Genomic DNA, 21,980 nt, shown 5'->3' on the forward strand with positions numbered 1-21,980 from the left:
CACCTTGTTCTCAGGTGTGCGCGCGGGGGTTAGATCTGTTCAACCATCTTTGGTCAATGAGTAGAGTCTAAGAACCCTTAGCGCTTGCCACAAAATCAGAAAGGAACATGACCGTCATGTGACACACCTCTGCTTATGACACCGCCGGCAGGTAGTAGATGACTAAAACGCGACACTGACGCACGGTCTAGTATTGAAAGGGTTTTAACGGTGCGATATATAGGTATCAAACCGGGCACAGAAAATAACACCAGAACAGAGAAGTGGCATGGAAGAACAGTTACCTCAAGATTCCGTGATTACCCGCGGTCAGTCTATTTTTATTGCCTCCGCATCAATCATCAGCGCGGCGACCACCTTCGCCGTGACCTGGCTCAGCTCGCGCGTACTCAGCGTCGATGACAATAAAGAGTTTCTGGTCTTTTGGTCTTTGATGTCACTGGTGTTCGCAACCTTACTCGGTGTGCAGCAAGAAGCGGCACGTCTCATTGGCTCCCAGCAGGACGCAGTCAGCAACAACAAACCCGGTGGGGCGCGTCCGCTAGTCGTAGCTTTGGGCGTGGGCGTTTTGTGCGCGGTGGTGCTGGCGCTAGCGTCACCCTATCTTATGAACTATGTGCTGTCGGTCAACACCGGCAGGTCGATGCTCCTGGTGCTGATTGGCACCGTCGCCTACGCCCTGCACGTGTACTTTATCGGTGCAATGGCTGGCTTGAAAGCCTGGACCCTCTACGGTCTGCTCATTTCTACCGGCGGTATTTTCACCCTGGCGGCATCAGGCATAGCTTCACTGTTCAGCAAAGATGTGTTCTTCTTTCAGCTCGCCTTCACTGCCACTGCCTTCCTCTGGTTAGTTTTCTTGGCCTTCTCACCCACCGCACGGTCGGCGGCGCGCATCCGCGTTGCAGAACCCGCGTCCGTTGTTTTTAAAGCGATGCTGTGGACGCTGCTCACCGCACTGGCGATGGCGGCGGTTTCAACCGGTTTCCCCGTCTTTTTGGAGGCAACTTCAAGCACTTCTGCCACAGAAAAAGCGGCTCTGCTCTCGGCAATTATTTTGGGTATCTCGATTACGCGCGCGCCCATTATGATTCCCCTACAGGCTTTTCAGGGCGTTGCAATTTCCCACTTCTTGGCGCACCAGAATCAGCCGGTGAAAGCACTACTCAAGCCGGTTGCGGTGTTTATTGGTATAGGCGTTGTAGGTGCTGGGGCAGCTTTTCTACTGGGTCCTTGGCTCTTTGACCTGATCTATCCTAAGTACGCCGGGCAGCTATCGGGTGCAGTGCTTGCTGTGCTGACCTTCGCAGGTGCCCTGCTAGCGCTAACTACCCTCTCAGGCACGGTGGCGTTAGCACTCAATAAGCACCGCCTCTATCTTGCGGGCTGGGTTGTTGCCCTCCTTGTTTCGCTGGTCTGTTTGGTAGTGGGCACTGACCTCGTAGCAAAAGCTAACATCGCCCTTATTGCTGGGCCACTGGCTGGATTCGCCGTCCACCTAGCAGGAATAGCGAAGCGTCGAGGTTAACAATCTATTCACAATAAAAATTGGGGTTTACCAGAATTGACTCAGGTGCACAATATTGTGCCGGCAATGATGAATCAAACTCATATTTTCGATCCTCAGGGATTTCCAAGCGCCACGCAATTGCCTCTTCAAAACCCCATCGGTTTTTCATATCAGTTCCATCGCTAGTCAACAATGATGGAACGTCACGAACCGAAATAGGCGCATTTTCCGAAAAGTTGAGCTGTTGTGCAACTTCACTCTGGCGCTGTTCAAGTAAGTCACTACGTTTAGTGAGCGCCTCTAAGGTGACACTGCCATAGAAACCCAACCCCATAAGAACAATGAACGTTCCTACCAATGTTACTAGTGCTGCAACTGCACCCCAGGTAGTAGCATATTTCTGATAAATTCCACTAAAAGCATATGTGATGACCGCGTAACCTGAAGCGCTCATGGCAAAAACCGGAACAGAATATGCACGCCAAGGAATATCACCGGTAATATGCACAGTGAGCAGGCTATAGACCAAGCAAATAAAAGCAAAAAGTAGGACTGCATAGGCTAAATTCCTGAGCTGGTAGAAACTGTTACTACTTTCCGGTTTCACGATAAACACAGTAAAGAACCCAGTAAGCACAATGATGAGCCAAGGCCACACATAAGAGTGATCCAAGAATTCAGGGAATTCACTAGTCAGCATATTCTTCAGTGACTCTTGCACCCCTGTGGTTGTACTGATATTTGACTGCCTATTCTGCGACCCTAGCAGAAAGAACAGTAGCAAAAATCCTATACCGGTACCGAGGCCAGCGGCTACGGTTAGTTTAAGATTCAACATCCTACCCCTGATGAAGTCATCAAGTAGTACCATAAACCAGAGGATGCACATACAGACCGTTAGAGGTTCAACAAAGCCAGCTGCGTAAACAGACACTGCGAATACTGCACCTAGCCCAATTTTTAGCTGAATGACCTGGTTCAATGTCAGCAGGCGCAATAAAAAAACTAAAAGAAAAAATATTACTCCACCGAAGTATACCGTACTTGAAGTCAGCCAAAGGTACGAGTCAACGATACTTGGAGCTAGCAGTAAAGCAGCGCCGGTGAGATTTACCCCGATAACCAGTAATGCAATATATTTAAATTTCCTAAAATCCAGCAATTGGTTGGTAATAGCGGCAATAGTTAGTGAGATCCCGATAAAAAAGCAAAAAGGGACCAGGCTGATCGTTCTCTCCCCCCATTACTAAAAAAGGAACGCAAAGAGGGACGCCTGCCCAAACCTTCCATTGTGAGTATTTATATGCTTCCAAAAGTATTCGAAAGCACCGCCTGAAAGATTGAACTTCATGAAGTATGGGTAGTCATCAGCGATAATACCTGCCGCCCATGAGAACCGAGCGAAATAAATTATCAGGAACACTGGAATCAGAGAAAAAAGCACTCCCGCGACAACTGTCAGTTTGTTGTTCTGCGTAAAATCCTTAAACTTCTTGTAGCTAGTGACGGTCACTTCCATTACTTGACCTTCTTAAACACGAAGTACTTGTAGACAAAAAAGTTCCACCCCGTTGTAATCATCAGCGCCACCATGCGGGCAATATAAATGCCTAGCATCTCAGCGAAGAGGGCGATAAACCCGAGAGTAAACAGGTAGTTCACCAGTAACAGCAGGGAGTAGGAAAGCACCTGGGCGCCCACCACTTTGGTAGCCGTTTCTTTATTCTCAAAAGCAAAGAACTTTTGCAGCAGAAAAGAGAAGATAATACCCAGCCAGTAGCTGGCGGTGACTGCTATCTTATTGTCGCCGTCCAGCACGTTCTTGACGATGTAAAGAATGAGAAGTTCAAAAATAACACCGGTGACGCCTACACCCACATAGCGCATCAGGGTCTTATTTTTCGCTAGGAATTCCACGGGTCACCCGCTCTGGCGCTTCCACCGAGGTTGCGTGAGGTAGAACGGTCAATAACGAAGAGCGGACGCCCCTGTGCCTGCATGTAGATGTGCGACATATACACAGCCACAATGCCCTGGGAAATCAGCATGACGCCCACCAAGAACGACACCAGAATACCCAGCATGGCTGAACCGGTGATGTTCCACCTCAGCGGATCACCAAGGAGGAACTGTTGCACTATCACCGCGTATCCGGCAATAAATGCCGCCAGAGTAATAAAAAGCCCGATGTACCCGAAAGCGAAGAGGGGCTTAATGCTCATCGTGATAAAACTGTTCAGCGCCAAGCCCACCAGCTTTTGCATGTCGTAGGTAGCTTCACCGGCAAGACGATCAGGTGCTTCAAACTCCACATAGTCACGCGTGAACCCGAGCCAGTCAATCAGACCGCGAGCGATACGCTTGCGTTCGCTGAATCGCAAAAACTCATCGGCGACCACTCGGTCAATCAGCCTGAAATCCGTGGAGTAGGGCACGGTGGGGTTGTCAGTGATCGAGTTCAGAATCTTGTAGAAAGCCTGCGACCCTAGGGTTTTGAGCTTACCGCCACCGTGGTTTGAGCGTACACCCACGACAACCTGGGCACCCCCCCCCGCCAGCGTTCAATGAACTGGGGTAGGTAGTGGGGCGGATGCTGCCCATCGGCATCCAGAATCACCACAGCGTCACCGGTGGCAGCAGAAACACCTGCGGTAGTAGCAACCTCTTTGCCAAAGTTACGCGATAGGTTCACAACCTTTACCCGCGCGTCCGCATCGGCTAAAGACTGCAGAGTTGCCAAAGTTTTATCGCTACTACCATCGTTAACGTATATAACCTCAAAAGCATTTTTATCCTTACCAGAGAGCAGCGGCTCGCAATCAACGAGGGCAGGCAACAGGTAGTCCGTGTGGAAAAGAGCAATGCCCTCTTATTCGTTATAAGCGGGCACAACCACAGACAAAACACTCGCAGAGCTCGTCATAGCAATAACCTTTCAATCTGCCAATAGTCGTGGAAAGACTACACGCAATAAGCTAGGAGGACTTTCTGATTCTGTACTCATGCAAAGGCCTGATAAGCCCGCGTGTGCGAATATACTGTATTGCCACCCAGAGTAGATGTTGAGGGCATGCAACCACCGAAGGGGTGCCGGTTGCATGGGCCAGGGCGCGACGTCCTTCACTCACACATTTCATGTGCGGCCCAGAAGCAGTAGCACCCTTACTCAAATTAGACTGATGCACCCGGTAGTACACATACTTCTGCGCCAACTGCGCGACCTTACCGTGGCAGGCAATGCGCAAGGTGAAGTCGTAATCCTCGCACTGTGACAAGCCAGGAGTATGCCCGCCAACCTTCTCAAAAGCTGAACGGCGGTAAAGCACAGACGAATGCGGCAACGGGTTGAACAAGTACAGTTTTGAGCGCACGTCATCGCGGTGGGTGCCCCCCAGCTCACCTGTAACAGCACCTTCCCCATCGATCATGTAAGCACCAGTACCCACCAGTACGCAGTCAGGATGAGCCTGAAGATAACTAATCTGAGCAGAGAATTTCTCTGGGGCGACATAATCATCACCATCGACATTCGCCATAAACTCAACATCGCCCGAAATTTTAGAGGTTGCCTCAATCATAGAGCCGCTCATCCCCAGGTAGCGGTCATAGCGGTAGGTACTAACGCGCGCGTCCTGCATCCAGGGGTGTGCTGCTTCTTGCGCCGCAACAGCATCAACACTCACACCGATACTCGGGCCGTTGAGTAGAACAATAACCTCCAATAGGGCGTAATCACTTGCCAGGACAGACTCAACAGCCTGGTCGAGCCAGCGATTAAGCTCACCACTGCGCACAAAAACAGCAAGTTTTCCTGTAGATTTTTCAGCAGACATCAACTATGTACCCCGGTTCACAATATGTTGAGCGTATTCTTCATAGAGCTTTGCTTGGTGCTCCCAGCCCCAGTTTTTAATTTCGTCATCGCTGTAGGGGGCGGGCGGTGTGATTATTTCCTGCCGAACAGCTTCAGCCAGCTGCTGCGGGCCGCGCTCGGTCACAATACGAACCGGTACTCCGCGCTGTTCAAGGACGCGCGCGCTTGAAACATCATAGGTGACGATGCCCGCGTGCGAAACGAAGGCGTCAATGATGGTGGTCTGAAAACCCTCAGCTGCCACGGTGGGGTTAACTAAAGTAGCGCCCCGCAAAATGCGAGCCACCTCAGCGTGGTCAACGAACCCGCGGAAGTCTACTGCCTCTGCGATGCCCAGCTCACGAGCATAAGATTCCGCTTTGGCGCGGTCTGCACCGTCGCCCAAGACCACCGCGTGAACCTCAGGATCCTGAGCACGCACCAGGGCAACCGCGTCCAAGAAGTCACGCCACCCCTTGACCTCGACCACGCGCGCCAAAAAGACCAGACGCTTACGATCCAGCACTATGTCACCGGAGGAACGCATGGGCAGGGGGGAAACATTGTAGAACAATGCCGGGCTAACCTGCGCCAGCTTTTCAACAAAACGCTGTGAAGGCTCAGACACGCATACCACTCCGCTGGCTGCCCGCAAGGACGCGCGTCCGAGGGTGTAATCAACCAGGCGGCTAGCGGCACCAATGACGGGGCTACCCGAGACAACAAAGCCAGAACCGTGTTCAGTGTGCAGCACGGGTATTTTCAGCAGCTTACTCCAAAGCACACCGAGCCAAGTGAGTGTGAAAAAACGAGTATGCACCGAAATAATATCCGGATTGATTTTTTTAAGAGCTGAAAAGAGCCCTGCAGTAGCACCTAGGGTTGGGAAACCCAATACTCCATCTACCTGTACTAGTTCTTTAAAACGATAAACGGTGATACCGTCCTCGATGTTTACCTCAGTACGTTCACCCAGAGTTAGTACACTAATCGCATGCCCCAAGCCCACCAGACGGGTTGCCAGAGAGTACACGTGCTGCTCAAGCCCACCAATACGCGGTGGGTAGTTATTAATCAGAAAAACAATCTTCACTGGTTAGTCTTCTTTCTGCCGCTGAGGGGAATACCTGGCGTGCGAGAGGCCTCCGAACGCGAAAGGGTTTCAGCCTTCAAAATCGCGATCTCCTCGGCAAGGGTGCGCACCTCATCAGAAACCTTTGATAGTTCCAGGGTAAGGTGCATACAAACCCCCATAAGCATGATAATTGCCAGTAAAAATAGCAGATTCACCGGCATAACGACGCCGGTAAAACCTGTCACCACTGACAGGAGAGAGGGGAAGAGAGCCAGCACGATAGTAATAGCCGAAATAATCAACCATAAAGCCGCGTATTTCTCTTTCATCTTCTGGCTGCGCACCAGCATCAGTACAGCACAGAAAATAAAAAGGGAAAGAATCAAAAAGAAAATATTAGACGGCATGATTACCCCTCTCTGGAGGTCTTCTGACGGGTCATCGAAATAGCGAAAGCAAAGAAGGAACGTACCAGGTAAATCGCTGACTTAATAGGACCAGAAGACGGCGTGCCGCCCTGCCGCTCTCGCATCTGCACCGGTACTTGAACCACTTTGCATCCAGAGCGAATAGCCATCACCGTAGCATCAATAGTGTCGCCTAAGTATTCAGCCGGGTAGAAATCGCAGTACTGCTGAATACCCCTGTGGTTAGCCGCTTTAAAGCCGCTGGTGACATCGGTAAATTTCTCACCAGAAATCTGGGTAAACATAACCGACAGCAGGCTCATTGCCCACTTGCGAGGGCCTGACACTTCGTAATCACTTTTCCCTGCAAAACGGGAGCCAATCACAATATCAGCCCGCTGCAAACCGTCTAGAAGAGTTTCAATATATTCAGGCAGGTGCTGCCCGTCGGAGTCCATCTGTAGAGCAACGTCGTAGTTCTTGTAGCGGGCATACTTATAGCCGGTACGCATTGCAGCACCCACACCCATGTTGTAAGGCAACTCAATCACCTTTGCACCGGCAGCCTGAGCAACCTGAGATGTCTGATCAATTGAACCGTCATTGACAACGATCAAATCCAAGTCAGGACGCTTTGCCTGCAGCTCAGCAATCGTCTGCCCAATGGTTTCCTCTTCATTCCACGCAGGCATAATAACCAGTACGCGCAACTCACCGTGCGGTGCAGATTTTTGCATCAAACAATCTCCAAAAACAAGGCAGTGTACCCCCACAGAGTACACAGAATTGTTGCCAGTTTAGCAGTTCGCTCATATCTAACCTCTGCAGGAGGGGTGAGGTATTGAACGCAGTAATCCTTGTACCCGACCCAATATTTCAAGACGCGTGACGAGGCCAGACAGCCTAATCGCAGGCAGTAATCTTGTAGAGTTTGGCACCACCGGCGCGGTAGGTCTCTTCAACCACATTATTCTCAACAATCTCTTCGAAACCCGGATACCAGACAGAATGGTCAGCTTCATTGACCTCAATGTGTCCAAATTCCAGGTAGTAACGGTAGTTCTCGCGCTCTAAAATCTCACAGACTTTAGGGTCCTCATTGGCGGCATTAAGGTTCTGATAAACGTAGGCTTCATCGTCCGTCATGTCCCACAGGGCATGGTAGGCACTGACCTCACGACCAGTGTAGGCGTAAGCAAGCGGACCACCGTTGAACGCTTGCACCACAATCTTTTCGTCCTCTTCAACATAGTCATCGAGGTGTTCAAAGATGGTGATCTCATCAGGACCCAGCAGGGGTGACTCATCTTCGGGGGCATACTGCCAGAAAATACTGTCAATAAATTTCGTCAACGGCGCTGATGTTTGGAGGGCACCACCCACCACAAGCACAGCAACTACACCGGCAGCCGGCAGAAGCCGCAGACGCGTGTCCGCCCGATACGAGGCAGTCTCAGCTGCAACCCTGCGCACAGTCCAACCAGCATAAATTCTCTGTGCCCACTCAGCTAAATGCTGTGCCAAGTATGCAATAAATGGCAAAACTACCAGAGGTATCAGCGCAGCTACCCTATAGGAATCGTGGTACCAGACGCCCACCACATCGTAACGGCCATCCTCCCAATCCAACGAGCGCACCGCAATGTAGAAATAGGCAAGAACAACCCAGGTACCAAACAGCCAGTAGAGGCGGTTTTTGGCGGTAACCAGCAGGTAAGCACCAACCACAAAGAGCGTACTCACCAACCACAGCGGCTTAGTCAGTGACAGCACCTGGTGAGACAGCAACTCACCCAGAGCTCCACCCTGGCTCATGTAAGGGTGCCACATATCGCCAGCTTCCTTGGGCGGACGTACCACTCCCCACAGGTAGTAAACCACAGCAAAAAGGGCGAGCAGACCCAAAACCTGCAACACTGCAACCCAAGCGGGGGTTTGCTTTTGCACCGCGGAAACTATCTGCATCACCAGGCGGGTAGCGAAAATGGGGGTCACTAGAACCAGCATGGACATCACCGCATTGGGGTGAGCAATAGCGGTACCTAGGGTGACGAAAATGCCCAGGTACACCGTCTGCACCGTCGCAAGGTGACGCACCAAACCAACGCGGAAGAGTTGCGCCATCATGCCAATACCAACCGGCACCAGCGAATACCCTAAGAGGTTGGGGTAGAGAACGCCGAAGAACACCAGAAGATAGGGGTAGGCAGGAAAAGACGCTAGGGCAACAGCTGAAAGCATCAGGGCGAAGCGACCCAGCGGAAAAATGCTACGCAACATATAGAGAGCCGAAAGCGGCCACACAACCGCTGATACTACTAAAGCAACAGCATTGGTCGAGAGCGCAGTAGATGCCTCGGTGTTCATAAATACTAGTGAAACAATATCGTGCCAGGCTGCCGGGTAGAATGCAGGGGTTTCATTGGCGGAGACCATGCTGTTGATAAAGAGCGCGGAACCGTTGCCGTGATCAGCGATGTATCGAATGGCGTTCTGGTGGAAGATGTTGTCCCAGGTTTGTGAAATCCACTCGGGGTTCCCCAAAGAGTTAGTCATATTACGCACAAGCAATATAAGTGCCAGCGCCCACGCGAGATAGTGCCAGAGCTGCCCCTTGAACGACCAGCTCATAGGGGTCGCGTCCACGGTGGAGTTCAGTCGACGACGGGAGGGCGCGTCCAACAGTCCCACTGAATCAAAGCCCCAGACTACCAAGGCAGCGAGCACTGCAATAAAAAGGGCGAGCACGAAGGGCAGCCACAGTGCCCAGTCAAAGCCGAAGAAAGGAGCGAGTATAGCGCTGCCGGCAACTACGGCAACGGAGATTGCCGGGGCGATAGCAAAAGCGTCGAAGCCTTTGAGTCGCGCTGCGATGGTCACCATGAGACCGGGGGCGAAAACAACCACCAGTGCCAGCGCAGCAGGTAGTAAAGCGTTGATCCACATAGGTTGTTTTCCTTCTCGGTCTAAAGTTGGCAGAGGTCATCCAAATATACCAATTTTACAGGGCAATCAGATTATTTCTCCTCCTTCTAGAGGTGTGACCACGCTCTGCCCAGGTGACCACGACCAACGCGGTCACTTGGGCAGAGGACGGTCACAGGTGAACAGAAAGTGGTCACACCGGAGGTCGGGCAAGCAAGAGGGGCGGGGAGTGGGACGTACCCAACCCGCTGTGAGCATAGAAAAAGTGGGCGGACGCGTCCACCCACTTTTTCCTAGCTGGCTACAGCCTTCACTCGTTGGTTTTAGAACGCACTAGCAAACGCGAAGACAATTGCCGCAACGATGAAAGCAAAAACACCCATGAGGGTCTGCATAACAGTCCAGGTTTTGAGGGTGGTTTTTTCGTCCATATTGAAAAAACGGCTCATGAGCCAGAAGCCGGAATCATTGAAGTGAGACAGAATGATTGAGCCTGCCGCAACTGCCATCACAAGTGCTGCCAGCTGTAGCTGGTTGTATCCGCCTGCTTCGACACCGGGTGCGAGCAGTCCAGCGGTAGTGGTCAGCGCTACGGTTGCTGACCCCTGAGCGATACGCAGGATGCCCGAGATAAGGAACCCGGCAAGAATCAGGGGAACGCCGATACCGCCGAGGGAGTCAGTCAGTGCCGCACCGATACCTGAGGTGCGTAGAACGCCGCCGAACATGCCACCAGCACCGGTGATAAGAATGACGGAGCAGACGGCAGGCAGGGCGCCTTCCATGGTGTGTTGCAGGTGGGTTTTGTGTTCGCCACGTTTGGTGCCCAGGGTGTACATGGCGTACAAGGTGGTAATCAGCAGGGCAACAGGGGTTTCACCGAGCATACGCAGGGACTGGAACCAGGTTTCATCTGCCGTGGATTCTGCCAGGACGCCTGAGGAAAGCAGGGTGTTGAGGCCGGTGTTCATGAAGATGAGGATCATGGGCAGTAGCAGTACCAACACAACGGTGGAGAATTTGGGCGGATTGGCGGGTTCTGTCTGGATTTCTTCTTGACCGAGGATGGCGGGAACGGGTAGGTGAATGCGCTTGCCGATGTATTTACTAAAGAGGTAGACAGCGAAATACCAAGTCAGCATAGCAACGATAAGACCAACGAAAAGTAGGACGCCCATGTTGGCGTTGAAGAAGGTTGCCGCTGAGACGGGGCCGGGGTGCGGGGGCGCGAAAACGTGCATGACGGAGAAAGCGCCTGCGGTGGGCAGACCGTAAAGCAGCATGGAGCCACCCACCCAGCGCGCTACCGAGAACATAATCGGTAGCATCACTACAAGACCGGCGTCGAAGAAAATGGGGAAACCGAAAAGCATAGATGCAACGCCCAGCGCAATGGGGGCGTGCTTTTCACCGAAGACATCGATGAGTTTGGTAGCCAACACCTGAGCGCCACCGGAGGTCTGAATGAGAACGCCAAGCATCGCACCCAGACCCACAAGCAGGGCAACAGAGGCAAGCGTGCTACCGAAGCCGTTGAGCATCACCGGCACCACCTGCGCCACAGGAATACCTGCGGCAAGCGCGGTCAGTAGGCTCACCAGAATCAGCGAGGGGAAGGCGTGCAGTTTGAGTTTGATAATCAGCAGCAAGAGCAGGGCAATAGCAGCAGCTGCGATCGCAAGGAGCGGACCCGCGGTCAGGGTCTGCGACCAGTCTTCAATTTTCATTTCTGTGTGTTTTCTTTCGTTATGTGCAGCGGTTGCTGCCTCAAAAATCTTTAGCGCAGGCTGTTGAGCTGGGCAAGCGCGTCCTGCATAATCTCTTGCTGGGTGCCAGAAATATCAAGCACAATGCCATTTTCATCTGCTTCAAGTGGCTCAAGGGTTTCGAACTGCGAATCTAGCAAGGCAGGTGGCATGAAGTGGTTTTTGCGGGCGTTCATACGCTCGGCGATTAACGATTTTTCACCGGCGAGGTGAAGAAAGAGGACGCGCCCACCAGCACAGCGCAGGGTATCGCGGTATTTCCTTTTCAGGGCGGAGCAGGTCACAATCGTATTCTGACCGGTAGCACCGGTTTCTTGCATCCAGCGGGCGATGAGTTGCAACCAGGGCGCGCGGTCTTCATCATTGAGGGGAATCCCCGCGCTCATTTTTGCAATATTTTCTTTCGGGTGCAGATCGTCTCCTTCTGCGAAGGTGAGATTGAGCTGCTCGGCGAGGGCTAGAGCCAGGCTGGTTTTGCCCGTACCTGAAACGCCCATCACCACCAGATGGGTGGGTTCATGAGTAGTCATAAATTCAGCTTAATACCGAGGGCGTTCAATCATCGAAGTGATGACTTTGCATGTCGCAGATCGGCGTTAGTTATCGGTTCTCGTGCGTTATACACCCGTTATAGAACATGACCGTGCAGAGGAAACGCGTCCGCGCGCAAAAACCTGTACATGCCCTCTCAACCGGCGGTTCGTGAGCACACTTGGTAACGAACCCGCAGTTTTGGCGTCATAAAGTCATAAACAGGTTTTAAAGAACATATAGCGAAACAACCTAGCTTTAACACCTCAATGGGTTCTAGTCTTTGTGAATGTAACACCGTTATTTGCAGCCGCAACAAGGAGTTGATGATGACTTTGGCACCTGAAATCTCACGCATCGAAACCGCGTCAGTAAGCGACCTTTTCAAAGAGGCGTTTGGCGCTCAGCCCGCAGGCGTTTCGATTATTACCGCCCTTGACGCTGAGGGCAACCCGGTGGGTATCACTGCCTCATCCGTGAACTCCGTATCGGCAGAGCCGCCCATTGTGAGCTTCTCGCTCAAAGGCAACAGCGGTTCGGCGGCGCAACTGCTGAAAGCTGACACCTTTTTGATTCATCTGCTCTCGGCTGAGAACATTCAGCTCGCCAAAAACTTCGCGACCAGCGGCTGCCCTCGCTTCGCAGATCTTTCCACCTGGGAGACGCTGCCCACCGGCGAGCCCCTGCTTGAAGGAGTAGGACGAGTGCTGCGTGCTCGTTTTCACGACAAGATCGAGGCGGGTCCGGCTATCTTACTCACCGCCGAAGTACTGAATTTCATTCGTCACGACACTAGCGGGGCGCCCGTGGTCTACCATGCCCGTAAGTTCCACGCCCTCGGTGAGCACAGCGAAGTCAACTAAATTTTTCAGGTACTCAACAGCGCCAGCACACCGCGCCTTGTCGGTGGCATTCTTAAGGTAATGAAGAACGCCGCAGAATAGGTGCGGTGTTTTTGTATACATCACACAGCACCACAGAAATGAAAGAAGTAGCTATGAGCGCCCTGCCAGACTCCTTCCCCTGGATTGAAAAGCTGATTGCCGAACCCACTGTCAGTGAAACCTCTAATAAAGGTCTGCTGAAGATTCTAGCGGACGAGTTTGATAAATATGGTTTCACCCCGCATTACACCTACAGTGACGACGGTGAGCGTGCCAATATATTCGTGACGTTGCCTGCCCACGATGGCTCAACCACCGGTGGAGTGGTGATTTCAGGTCACACCGATGTGGTGCCCGTTGAGGGTCAAGATTGGAACACAGATCCCTTCACCGCCACCGTCAAAGACGGCAAACTCTACGGTCGCGGATCATCAGATATGAAAGCCTACATCGGTGTTGCCATGCACCTGCTGCCCGAATTTGCCCAGGCGAAGCTGGCACATCCGGTACATTTCGCCTTCTCATACGACGAGGAAATCGGCTGCGTGGGAGCACCTCGCATGCTCGAAGACATGGTACAGCGTGGTCTCACCCCCGAATTCTGCGTGGTGGGTGAGCCTTCTATGATGCAGGTTATCGCCGCGCACAAGGGCGCCCACCGCGGACGCGTCACCCTGCGCGGCGTTGCCAAGCACGCATCCCTCGCCCCGCACGGGGTCAACTCTGTGGCTGTAGCAGGAAAATTCATCACCTTCTTTGATGAACTGGCACAGCGGTGGATTGAAGAGGGCCCCTTCGATAGGGGGTTCGTCACACCCTTCTCGACTGGCGGCGTCACCGTGGCACGCGGCGGGGTACAATACAACATCATCGCCCAAGACACCGTGCTCGAATACGACTTCAGGGCACTGCCCACTATCGACGCGCAAGCCGTCATCGATGAGATCGAAGCCTATGTTGAAGCCCTCGGCGAAGAGCTACGCGCCCGCGCCCGCAGCGCCGAACAGCTCTCAGGGGCAGAACCCGGATCTCTGGAATCTCAGGTTTCCATTAAGCACGAACTTCTCGCGCGCGTGCCCGCCCTCGGCGCGAAAGAAGGCTCACCCATCATCACTTTCGGCGGCGAGATGGGCGGCATCGGTGAGGGCGCTAAGGTTCCCTACGGCACCGAAGGCGGGCAGTTTCAGGCAGCGGGCGTGGCAACCATCGTCTGCGGCCCCGGTGACATTGCCCAAGCACATACCCCTAACGAGTGGATTGAGCTCACCCAAATCGAAGCCTGCGAAGACTTTATGCGTAACATTCTGAGCTGGGCGCAAGGCAAATAAACACTGGGCAACCGTGAGCCAGCCAAGGGGGCAGGATGCAACACCGCGCGTCCTGCCCCTTTTTTTGCCCGACACGCAGGGCGGGGCAGAAGGGGTCGGACGGAGCCGGAGTGACCATGCTCTGCCCAGGTGACCACGTTTATTGTGGTCACCTGGGCAGAGGGTGGTCACACCCCTGACTGAGATCGGGGGCGGACGCGCGTTTCGCCCTTTTACAGCGGGTAGAAGCTGGCAAAGAGATGAGTCGGCGGCGCGTTTTAGTGATGTGCAGCCACGCCTATGCATCCTGAGCGACTAAATTTTGTCCCCATTCACCGGACAGGAGACAAAACTACAGGCAGGCACTTTAAGAACCTCACAGCTTACCCCCCCCAAAGCTCTACAAGACCAGCCTTGACCCCTGCTCAGCGGCAGCGAGAGGCAAAAGAGCCCCTCAGTAGGCATGTACGTTACCACTGGGTAACAATTTCTACACCAGCCATGTTCTCTGCTTGCGCCCAGAAAATAGAGATGACAGGATTCCACAAAACCACTCTTTACCCACTTTGACCAATGGATTTACCAGTATTTCAAAGCTGAAGATTCTTGCTTTCGTTAACACACAGCGTGTTTAAGAAAACCTTTTTACTTTACATTGATTGGCTTTTTATTTATTAGCGTTCTAAAAACCACCCACACAAGACACACTTTCAAAATATGTTGCATAACACACTTATTTTGTCCCTTAAACTGTTTTACCTAGAAAACCAATAGTTTCTTCTGAAACCAATACCCCTCAAGGGCTTGCACCCATCTTTTTTATTTGTCCCCCACCTGGTGGGCAAGAAAATCCCTGATAGATTTTTCTCTGTCGCCAAGGCACAGAAGGTACCCCAAGCGAAAGACATTCACCCCAATGTCTCTAGCACTTCAACTGCCCAAACGATCCCCGAACAACACGTACCCCATTGAGTACCCCGACTACAGGAAAAAATCATGCTTACTCTTTCACGTCGCTCAGTTCTAGCATCATCAATCGCAGGCGCAGCAACCCTCGCCTTCGTGCCTGCAGCAAATGCAAACATTCTTGCACTCAACAGCGCAGAGTTGCCCGCAGGTCGCCTCCGCTTCACCCCCATCAACGACGTCACCTACGTCAATCCCTTTGCGCAGGCGTTCACTGCAAACCCCAGCACCGGATCCCGCTTCATCCCAGCACCCGAGCCCTCCCCCTCCGACGCGCTGGTATCAGCACACTTTGACACCGTCTCACCCCGCTCAGGCTCCGTTTACCCCCGCGTGATCCTCCGCCGCTCAGCAGATGGCAGGGACTTCTACGCAGCAGCACTGGCAATCACCTCATACCGCCAGTACGAGTTCACCATTGAGCGCATTATCAACAACCGAACCACCGTCATCAAGCATCAGATTCTCAACATTGCCCGCCCTCTCATTGACCAGGAACTCTCCTTCGACTTGGCATTGAGCGCCCGCGCTCGTCACCTCGAAGCACAGGTTGTTTTCGCAGGTCAGCCCGCGATTCGCATCGCAGCAGATGACATCAACGTACCCCTTTCAGGTATGCCCCAGGGCACCGGCACCGGCGTCAGCGGTTACGTTTCACGCCACGCTCCCGCCGCCACCAAGCTCAACGTTTCACAGGCAACCGCAGGCGAATGGGGCCAGTTCCGTGGCTCAATGGTTCAGCCCGGCTGGGGGCAGGTCATCTTCGAAGACGACTTCGACAACGCCGCCTACTACGGCACCGGCACCGTCGATGGCTCAAAGTGGCGAATCCGTAACAACGACTATGTTGGCTACGATCAGGCAGTTATCCTCTCAGATGCTGTCACCGTTCAGGATTCAGTTGCGAAGATCTGGCTGAAAAAGCTCCCCGCAGGTCAGGAACGCATCTACCGCGACGGCAAGGTACGCAACTGGGCAACCGGTTATATCGACACCATCGGCAAGTTCTCAGCAGAGTACTTCCGCCTCGAATACCGCGCAAAGCAACCCGTTTCACGCCCCGAACACATCGGCGCATGGGGTGGCATCTGGATGCGCCCCGACAACACCAAACTGCTTGGCGAGATCGACATCTCAGAGTCATACGGCTACACCTCAGGCAAGCAGAGCTTTGACCCGACCAACCGCTCAGAAGCATCCGTACACTACGGTCAGCAGCAGGGCAACAAGTCCAAGCACAACAAAATGATTCCGGTTCTGGGTCAGGTACTTGCAGACGAGTACCACACCTGGGCCGTTGAAAAGACCCCTGCGGGTATTCGTTTTTACTTTGACGACATTGAATACATGTTTGTCTCTTCAAACAACCCGCGCTATGCAACCGCGCTTCCCACCGGAGCGAACCTTAACATCCGCCTGAGCATGCAGGCTGGTAACGCTTGGTGGGGTGGCATGGCTGATAGCACCCGGGATTGCGCACTCGAAGTGGACTACGTCCGCGTGTGGGCATACCAGGGTTAGGGAAACGTACATAGCCGTAGGGGTACTGGCTATTGCACGGTATGCTGAGCGGCCGCTTACGCCCCGAGCCAGAAAAATGGGGTCTGGTCGGTGGCATTTATCTAAGCGGCCGTTTGGCATATAACCTCCGTAAAGATTTGCTCAGCAAAACGGTTTGAGTTGTATTTTTAGTGTATTCACACCGATATTAGGGAAACTCAAAGGAAAGACCGCACTTAGCTTTTAGCTAGGTGCGGTCTTTGCCGTGTGAGGGGTTGTTCAGTAGGGAATAACCGAGTGCTCAGACGGCTTATGATGACAGGCAGTGACGGACGGTATCGCGCTTATAAGGTGTAGAGGGTGAGCGGGGCGGACGCGAGTGGTCAAGAAGCAACACTTAGAACCTCAAGCGAGACAAAAAGGCTAACGACCGCGTCCAGCTCCTTGAGCCCGCGCCCCATCCCGCACTCCGATCAGCGCTAGCTCCCCACTTCAAAGGAAGAAACCGGGCATCAAAACCCCGGACTCTCAAAATTCGAGGGTCTTAGGGCAGAGTGATGGTTGTGGTTGAGTCATCATGTGCGTCAGCTCGCCGTGCCGCTACGTCGGCTACGCGCGTCCGCACAAAGAACCAGCCCAGAGCCATTAGCGGCAGCACTACAGCCATTGACGCCATAGTGTAGGTTCCCACCGGGTAATCAAAAGCAACAAGAACCATCACTGACAAGAGGAAGGCGAGGGTCACCCAGTTGCTCACGGGCGCTAGGGGCGCCTGGTAGTGCGGACGTATGTACTTGCCCGCGCGAGCCAGGGCAACGAACTTCATATGGGGCAGGGTGATAGCCGCCCAGCCAATGATGATGGCAATGGCAGAAATGTTGAGCACAATTTCAAATGCTTGAGCGGGAACCCACCAGTTAAGACCCACACCAATAATGGAAACAATACCGGTGAGTAGAATGCCGCCGTAGGGTACGCCTGAGCGGGAGAGTTTGCCGGCAAACAGGGGCGCTGAGCCGTTGAGCGACATGGAGTGCATAATGCGCCCGGTGGAGTATAGACCCGCGTTGAGTGATGATGCTGCCGCTGTGATGACAACAAGCTGCATAATGGGGGCTGCGTATCCAACACCGATGGAGTCGAAGAAGGTCACAAAGGGTGACTCGTCGGCAGAGTATGCGGTGTGCGGCAGTAGCAGGGTTAGCAACAGAATTGAACCGACGTAGAAGATTGCGATGCGCCAGACCACGGTGTTGACGGCGCGCGGAATGGCGGTGCGCGCGTCCTTTGTTTCACCCGATGCGGTACCGACCAGTTCAATACCCGAGTAAGCAAAGATGACGCCCTGAGAAACTACCAGCGCGGGCATCAGTCCGTTGGGCAGTAAGCCGCCGTTGTCGGCGATGAGTGAGAACCCGGTGGGGTTACCGTTGGGGGTTCCGAAGATGACGAAGAAGATACCGATGATCATAAAGACCACGAGCGAACCGACCTTGATCAGCGCGAACCAGAACTCAAGTTCGCCAAAGAGTTTGACCGATACGAGGTTCATGGCAACCACAACTACCACTACAACGAGGGCGATGGCCCATTGGGGAATATCGTTGATTGCCTCGATGTACTGCCCAAACCAGCGAAAGTAGATGGCAATCGCGGTGGCATCTACGATGGCGGTTGCAGCCCAGGAGAGCCAGTACATCCAGCCCACGAAGTAGGCGGATTTTTCGCCGTAGAACTCACGGGTGTATGAGACGAATGAGCCGGACGAGGGTCGGTAGGCAACCAGTTCGCCCAGCTGACGTAGAATCAGGTAGCCGAAGAAACCGGCGATAGCGTAGAGCACAAAGAGGGAAGGGCCAGCGTCCGCCAGGCGTCCGCCCGCACCCAGGAAGAGACCGGTGCCGATGGAGCCGCCCATGGCAATCATCTGGATTTGGCGGGGTTTGAGCCCCTGTTTGAAACCAACTTGTTCGTGGGCGTAGGCGTCGCTGGGGTCTTTCACGTGTTCTGGTGAAGCCATGTTTCCTCTTGAAATTGAGAGTGCAAAAATTGCGTGCCGCGCCAGTCTTCGGTGATGGTGCGGGCTAAAAGTACATATTCACACTACCCTATATTTATTCATTGAAGCCGGGGTTCATGCGCGCTGACGGTGTGGAACTAAGCACCTCTTATGGTTCTCAGCGACCCCTGAATCTTAGTGAGCCAGGTGATTTTTTACAGGTTGGGCAGTTCGCGTTTGCCGTGTAGGCGCAGTGCTTCGCAGAGAATCCATCCCGCGGCGCAGCCAAGCGTATTTGCCATGAGATCTTCTACGTCGAAGGTGCGGTAGGGGCAGTCGTAGTAGCCCCAAAGCCCGGTTGCTTGGGTGAGTTCAATAAGCATGGTTGCAGCAAAACCCACCAGAACACAGGGGCGAAAATTGAATCCTAGGACGCGGTGCAAAAAGACTCCGAGCGGCAGAAAGAGAAGCACGTTAAGTATTACCTGAAGAACATATGTACTAGCCAAAGCAGATAAAAGGTTGCCGCCGCTATCTCTCAAAGCAAACTGCAGGCTCCATCCGGGAAAGAAGCGTGGGTAGTAGAGGCTGGAGTTACATTTGAACTCACTGTCATCAGGTAGCGGCAGGAAAGTAAATGAAATGACTGTGCAGATGTACAGCAGAAAAAGCGGCAGAACGATGTACCAGTGTCGCTGTACTTTTTCTTTCCAGTGGTGGCTGGTAGTCAGGTAAATGGGCACCAGAATCAGCCCCAAGCCCACCCACAGGATGACGGCTTGCACTAAAAGATCAGCTAGGTTCATGCAAGTAACCGCCTCTTCACCTCAAACGTAAAACCAGACTTGCACTCTACGCGCTGGGCACGGGTACATCAATTTTTGTGGGTGTGGTGTTTACCTACCTTCTCATCAGTGTTATCAAAAATGGCGCCAAGAAACCGCACCAGGCAGCGATAATGCACACCATGAGCTGACCGCACAGTAGCCAGCAGGCGAGAGCCGGACGCGCGTTCCTCGCGGCGGTGACAGCTTCGACCATGGCTGTTGAGAAGGTGGTGAAGGCTCCCAAAAAACCAATTCCCGCGATGGCTGGGAAGGTCGAGAAGGAGGTGAGTTCTGGTGCGAATAAGGGCAGTGCCCCTACGAGCGCGCCCAGCATCAGCGAACCTGCGGCATTAATCAGCGGTATAGAAAGATACGTTTTGCGCGGCAGGGCAGATTTCATGAGCTTATCCAGTGTGTATCTACACCAGGCACCTACCCCACCGGCAATAAATATAGCCCCGGTCAGCATCAAAGTCATGAGAGATCACCTACGGTGCGATGAGCGAACCTTTCACCGGCGATCATTGCCCACCAGCATAAAAAGAAACCCAGTAGCAGGCTGATGCTCGCGTAGAAAAGAGCACTTGCCGGGCTTCCCCCGCGCGTAAGCTCTAGGATTCCCATAGCCAGAGTCGAATATGTTGTGAATCCGCCCAAGAATCCTGCACCCAGCCCCAAACGTACAGCGTCGGAGTGAGGTCGCGTCCGCCCCGTACGAACCCCGGATTGCATGTACCCGGTCAGGAACCCTAACGCGATAGCTCCCACGCAGTTGATGAGCAGGACGTCCCAGGGAATCTTGTACCCCATCAGAAGACCATCCCAGGGGGTGATCTCTAGGATGAAGTAGCGTGTCACGGCACCTGCACCTCCCCCAACAAAAACCCAGGCTCCAGGTGGAATTTTGTGTAATTTCAAAATTTCACCCCTCAATGTGTGCACCGCCGCCGAAAACATGCCAGATATAGCACCCACAACTACTGCCAGTAATTAGTATTGATAATACTTATTAGATTAATCTGCGATTCGTACTTACGGGGAAAGGTGACATCAAAAACTATGCCAAACACCGATGAGACCTCCCTCTCACCCGTTGATCTGTGGCAGCTCTATATAGATTCCGGTGATTACCTGCGGGAACTCACCGACCGCACGCTCAAAAAACGTGCCGGTATTAGGCTCGTTGACTACAAGCTGTTGCACTTACTGGTAGAATCTCCCGACGCTATTAACAGCGGAGAGTTGCGCATGGGCGTACTCTCTCATTCCCTGCGCATTTCACCTTCGCGCTTGACCTACCAGATCAATTCGCTGGTTAAACAGGGGCTGGTTCACAAGTGCAAAGCAGACAAAGACAGACGAGGCCTAGCAGTCAGCATTACCGATAAAGGTTACGAGATTTTTTCTGAAGCCTACAAGGTCTACTACTCAGTAATTGGCGACATCGTTTTCAAAAACATTAGCAATGAGGAAACCGCAGTGCTCAGGAACATTTATGCAAAGATTCTCGATGCCACTCATATCTACGACAAAACCCACCACGGTGAGGCAGGAGCTTAACACCCTTCACTGCAGGTGAGACGGGCTAGTCAAAAACTATTGCAGAAAAGGCAGGAGCGTGATGCTCCTGCCTTTTTCACTTCTCTATTTCTGCGGGAATATTTTCTCTGTCTGCTGCGAATTTTTGCCCCGCTTCTCGTTGCTCTGTGCTTTTTTGTCGTGTGCTTTTTTGCTGACCGACGTGGGTGTAGCGGTTGAGGTTTTCGCTCGACTAGGGGTTTGAGAGTCGGACGCGCGGCGCAGCTGCTCGCGGTTGGCGAGAACAACCAGCGCCATAGCGTTGAGGGCAAGTCCAGTGATGAACAGAATCCATCCCACCGTCATGTAGGCGGTCCCCGCGAGCAAAGCGCCCACGAGCATAGCGCCCACAGAGACTAGGTACGCCGGTGATAGCAGAAATTTAGTGTTCATAAGATTTTTGCCTTAGCTCCTGCTACCAACAGGTTTTCTGCGTACGGTACGAAAGATCGAGCTGTCTTTTTCTTCGGTCTTATCGGTCACTACGATGGGCTGCGACTCGGTGTCAGGCTCTGGGTCTTCATTCAGTTCAACTTCTTGAACTTCTGCAGACTCCCTTGGTGATTCGCCATGGTCTTCATGGGATGCAGTCAGAAAAGGCAACGGAGCGCCCTTAGCCTGCTGGATTGAGACGAGGGCGGCGAAGACATTCAGCCCGATGCCGCCAAGAATCAGCAACCATCCTAGAACTGTCACCAAGGTCAAGCCGGTGCCCGCCAAAATCGCGCCCACAAAAATTGCTGCGAGGGAGGTGAGAAATGCTGGTGAGAGTTCTTTGAAGTCCATTGTTCCTTTATTTTTCGTTGGTTCGTAGATCCGGGTGTCTACACATACGGACGCATGTCAATTAAG

23 protein-coding genes are annotated in these 21,980 nt (G+C 53.0%); 5 read left to right on the plus strand and 18 right to left on the minus strand.

What is annotated here, in order from left to right:
- Positions 1-268 precede the first annotated feature (268 nt).
- A complete protein-coding gene (locus JTP09_RS06960; protein ID WP_204877725.1) occupies positions 269-1,528 on the plus strand; it encodes a hypothetical protein in 1,260 nt (419 codons plus the stop codon).
- A gap of 4 nt (positions 1,529-1,532) precedes the next feature.
- On the opposite strand, the gene JTP09_RS06965 is transcribed toward JTP09_RS06960, so the two are convergent.
- The 12 genes from JTP09_RS06965 to JTP09_RS07020 all read right to left on the minus strand — a co-directional run bounded on the left by JTP09_RS06965 (position 1,533) and on the right by JTP09_RS07020 (position 12,066).
- Entirely contained in the window at positions 1,533-2,444 is a 912-nt protein-coding gene (locus tag JTP09_RS06965) for a hypothetical protein (RefSeq protein ID WP_204877726.1), read from the minus strand.
- Positions 2,445-2,756: 312 nt separating this feature from the next.
- Complete coding sequence (locus tag JTP09_RS06970; protein ID WP_204877727.1) at positions 2,757-3,029, minus strand: hypothetical protein; 273 nt, start codon at positions 3,027-3,029, stop codon at positions 2,757-2,759.
- On the minus strand, positions 3,029-3,427 hold the full coding sequence (locus tag JTP09_RS06975) for a GtrA family protein (RefSeq protein ID WP_204877728.1): 399 nt from the start codon (positions 3,425-3,427) through the stop codon (positions 3,029-3,031). Before JTP09_RS06975 ends, JTP09_RS06970 begins: the two co-directional genes overlap by 1 nt.
- On the minus strand, positions 3,415-4,041 hold the full coding sequence (locus JTP09_RS06980) for a hypothetical protein (RefSeq protein ID WP_204877729.1): 627 nt from the start codon (positions 4,039-4,041) through the stop codon (positions 3,415-3,417). The genes JTP09_RS06975 and JTP09_RS06980 overlap by 13 nt, the downstream gene beginning before the upstream one ends.
- Positions 3,996-4,346, minus strand: a complete 351-nt coding sequence (locus JTP09_RS06985) for a glycosyltransferase (RefSeq protein WP_204877730.1) — start codon at positions 4,344-4,346, stop codon at positions 3,996-3,998. The genes JTP09_RS06980 and JTP09_RS06985 overlap by 46 nt, the downstream gene beginning before the upstream one ends.
- Before the next feature lie 139 nt (positions 4,347-4,485).
- On the minus strand, positions 4,486-5,343 hold the full coding sequence (locus tag JTP09_RS06990; RefSeq protein ID WP_204877731.1) for a glycosyltransferase family A protein: 858 nt from the start codon (positions 5,341-5,343) through the stop codon (positions 4,486-4,488).
- A gap of 3 nt (positions 5,344-5,346) precedes the next feature.
- Positions 5,347-6,456: a glycosyltransferase family 4 protein gene (locus JTP09_RS06995; RefSeq protein WP_204877732.1), complete on the minus strand. Its 1,110-nt coding sequence runs from the start codon at positions 6,454-6,456 to the stop codon at positions 5,347-5,349.
- Positions 6,453-6,845 (minus strand): DUF2304 domain-containing protein, encoded by a 393-nt coding sequence (locus JTP09_RS07000; protein WP_204877733.1) that lies wholly within the window; start codon positions 6,843-6,845, stop codon positions 6,453-6,455. Before JTP09_RS07000 ends, JTP09_RS06995 begins: the two co-directional genes overlap by 4 nt.
- Positions 6,846-6,847: 2 nt before the next feature.
- Positions 6,848-7,582: a glycosyltransferase family 2 protein gene (locus tag JTP09_RS07005; RefSeq protein WP_239478969.1), complete on the minus strand. Its 735-nt coding sequence runs from the start codon at positions 7,580-7,582 to the stop codon at positions 6,848-6,850.
- 166 nt (positions 7,583-7,748) lie between these two features.
- A complete protein-coding gene (locus JTP09_RS07010; protein WP_204877734.1) occupies positions 7,749-9,791 on the minus strand; it encodes a DUF6541 family protein in 2,043 nt (680 codons plus the stop codon).
- Between the two features lie 302 nt (positions 9,792-10,093).
- On the minus strand, positions 10,094-11,497 hold the full coding sequence (locus tag JTP09_RS07015) for a GntP family permease (protein WP_204877735.1): 1,404 nt from the start codon (positions 11,495-11,497) through the stop codon (positions 10,094-10,096).
- Positions 11,498-11,547: 50 nt separating this feature from the next.
- Positions 11,548-12,066, minus strand: coding sequence for a gluconokinase (locus JTP09_RS07020; protein ID WP_204877736.1), 519 nt, complete (start codon positions 12,064-12,066; stop codon positions 11,548-11,550).
- Between the two features lie 330 nt (positions 12,067-12,396).
- On the opposite strand from JTP09_RS07020, the gene JTP09_RS07025 reads away from it, so the two are divergent.
- From JTP09_RS07025 to JTP09_RS07035, 3 genes are all read left to right on the plus strand, one after another.
- Entirely contained in the window at positions 12,397-12,930 is a 534-nt protein-coding gene (locus JTP09_RS07025) for a flavin reductase family protein (RefSeq protein WP_204877737.1), read from the plus strand.
- Positions 12,931-13,064: 134 nt separating this feature from the next.
- Positions 13,065-14,279, plus strand: a complete 1,215-nt coding sequence (gene argE / locus JTP09_RS07030; protein ID WP_204877738.1) for an acetylornithine deacetylase — start codon at positions 13,065-13,067, stop codon at positions 14,277-14,279.
- A gap of 975 nt (positions 14,280-15,254) precedes the next feature.
- Positions 15,255-16,745 (plus strand): family 16 glycosylhydrolase, encoded by a 1,491-nt coding sequence (locus JTP09_RS07035; protein WP_204877739.1) that lies wholly within the window; start codon positions 15,255-15,257, stop codon positions 16,743-16,745.
- A 523-nt stretch (positions 16,746-17,268) separates the two neighbouring features.
- Here the strand turns inward: JTP09_RS07035 and JTP09_RS07040 are convergent.
- The 4 genes from JTP09_RS07040 to JTP09_RS07055 form a co-directional block, all read right to left on the minus strand.
- Entirely contained in the window at positions 17,269-18,744 is a 1,476-nt protein-coding gene (locus JTP09_RS07040) for an amino acid permease (RefSeq protein ID WP_204877740.1), read from the minus strand.
- A 194-nt stretch (positions 18,745-18,938) separates the two neighbouring features.
- Positions 18,939-19,529 carry a VanZ family protein gene (locus JTP09_RS07045; RefSeq protein ID WP_204877741.1) on the minus strand — a complete coding sequence of 197 codons (591 nt, stop codon included), beginning with the start codon at positions 19,527-19,529 and terminating at the stop codon, positions 18,939-18,941.
- A gap of 94 nt (positions 19,530-19,623) precedes the next feature.
- The gene (locus JTP09_RS07050; RefSeq protein ID WP_204877742.1) at positions 19,624-20,028 is read right to left on the minus strand and encodes a CrcB family protein; all 405 of its coding nucleotides are present in this window, start codon (positions 20,026-20,028) and stop codon (positions 19,624-19,626) included.
- On the minus strand, positions 20,025-20,507 hold the full coding sequence (locus JTP09_RS07055; RefSeq protein ID WP_239479061.1) for a CrcB family protein: 483 nt from the start codon (positions 20,505-20,507) through the stop codon (positions 20,025-20,027). The genes JTP09_RS07050 and JTP09_RS07055 overlap by 4 nt, the downstream gene beginning before the upstream one ends.
- Positions 20,508-20,609: 102 nt before the next feature.
- On the opposite strand from JTP09_RS07055, the gene JTP09_RS07060 reads away from it, so the two are divergent.
- Complete coding sequence (locus tag JTP09_RS07060; protein ID WP_204877744.1) at positions 20,610-21,110, plus strand: MarR family winged helix-turn-helix transcriptional regulator; 501 nt, start codon at positions 20,610-20,612, stop codon at positions 21,108-21,110.
- A gap of 84 nt (positions 21,111-21,194) precedes the next feature.
- On the opposite strand, the gene JTP09_RS07065 is transcribed toward JTP09_RS07060, so the two are convergent.
- On the minus strand, positions 21,195-21,521 hold the full coding sequence (locus JTP09_RS07065; RefSeq protein WP_204877745.1) for a hypothetical protein: 327 nt from the start codon (positions 21,519-21,521) through the stop codon (positions 21,195-21,197).
- Positions 21,522-21,533: 12 nt separating this feature from the next.
- Positions 21,534-21,914 carry a hypothetical protein gene (locus JTP09_RS07070; protein WP_204877746.1) on the minus strand — a complete coding sequence of 127 codons (381 nt, stop codon included), beginning with the start codon at positions 21,912-21,914 and terminating at the stop codon, positions 21,534-21,536.
- Positions 21,915-21,980: the final 66 nt, after the last annotated feature.

The organism is Rothia sp. ZJ1223 (assembly GCF_016900985.1).
Classification (GTDB): Bacteria; Actinomycetota; Actinomycetes; order Actinomycetales; family Micrococcaceae; genus Rothia.

Coding starts and splice junctions, on each gene's coding strand:
- JTP09_RS06960 (WP_204877725.1), top strand. CDS start 269: ATGGAAGAACAGTTACCTCAAGATTCCGTGATTACCCGCGGTCAGTCT.
- JTP09_RS07035 (WP_204877739.1), top strand. CDS start 15,255: ATGCTTACTCTTTCACGTCGCTCAGTTCTAGCATCATCAATCGCAGGC.
- JTP09_RS07065 (WP_204877745.1), bottom strand. CDS start 21,521: ATGAACACTAAATTTCTGCTATCACCGGCGTACCTAGTCTCTGTGGGC.
- JTP09_RS07015 (WP_204877735.1), bottom strand. CDS start 11,497: ATGAAAATTGAAGACTGGTCGCAGACCCTGACCGCGGGTCCGCTCCTT.
- JTP09_RS07070 (WP_204877746.1), bottom strand. CDS start 21,914: ATGGACTTCAAAGAACTCTCACCAGCATTTCTCACCTCCCTCGCAGCA.
- JTP09_RS07020 (WP_204877736.1), bottom strand. CDS start 12,066: ATGACTACTCATGAACCCACCCATCTGGTGGTGATGGGCGTTTCAGGT.
- argE (WP_204877738.1), top strand. CDS start 13,065: ATGAGCGCCCTGCCAGACTCCTTCCCCTGGATTGAAAAGCTGATTGCC.
- JTP09_RS07050 (WP_204877742.1), bottom strand. CDS start 20,028: ATGACTTTGATGCTGACCGGGGCTATATTTATTGCCGGTGGGGTAGGT.
- JTP09_RS06970 (WP_204877727.1), bottom strand. CDS start 3,029: ATGGAAGTGACCGTCACTAGCTACAAGAAGTTTAAGGATTTTACGCAG.
- JTP09_RS06990 (WP_204877731.1), bottom strand. CDS start 5,343: ATGTCTGCTGAAAAATCTACAGGAAAACTTGCTGTTTTTGTGCGCAGT.
- JTP09_RS07000 (WP_204877733.1), bottom strand. CDS start 6,845: ATGCCGTCTAATATTTTCTTTTTGATTCTTTCCCTTTTTATTTTCTGT.
- JTP09_RS07045 (WP_204877741.1), bottom strand. CDS start 19,529: ATGAACCTAGCTGATCTTTTAGTGCAAGCCGTCATCCTGTGGGTGGGC.
- JTP09_RS07040 (WP_204877740.1), bottom strand. CDS start 18,744: ATGGCTTCACCAGAACACGTGAAAGACCCCAGCGACGCCTACGCCCAC.
- JTP09_RS07025 (WP_204877737.1), top strand. CDS start 12,397: ATGACTTTGGCACCTGAAATCTCACGCATCGAAACCGCGTCAGTAAGC.
- JTP09_RS07005 (WP_239478969.1), bottom strand. CDS start 7,582: ATGCAAAAATCTGCACCGCACGGTGAGTTGCGCGTACTGGTTATTATG.
- JTP09_RS07060 (WP_204877744.1), top strand. CDS start 20,610: ATGCCAAACACCGATGAGACCTCCCTCTCACCCGTTGATCTGTGGCAG.
- JTP09_RS07010 (WP_204877734.1), bottom strand. CDS start 9,791: ATGTGGATCAACGCTTTACTACCTGCTGCGCTGGCACTGGTGGTTGTT.
- JTP09_RS07055 (WP_239479061.1), bottom strand. CDS start 20,507: ATGTTTTCGGCGGCGGTGCACACATTGAGGGGTGAAATTTTGAAATTA.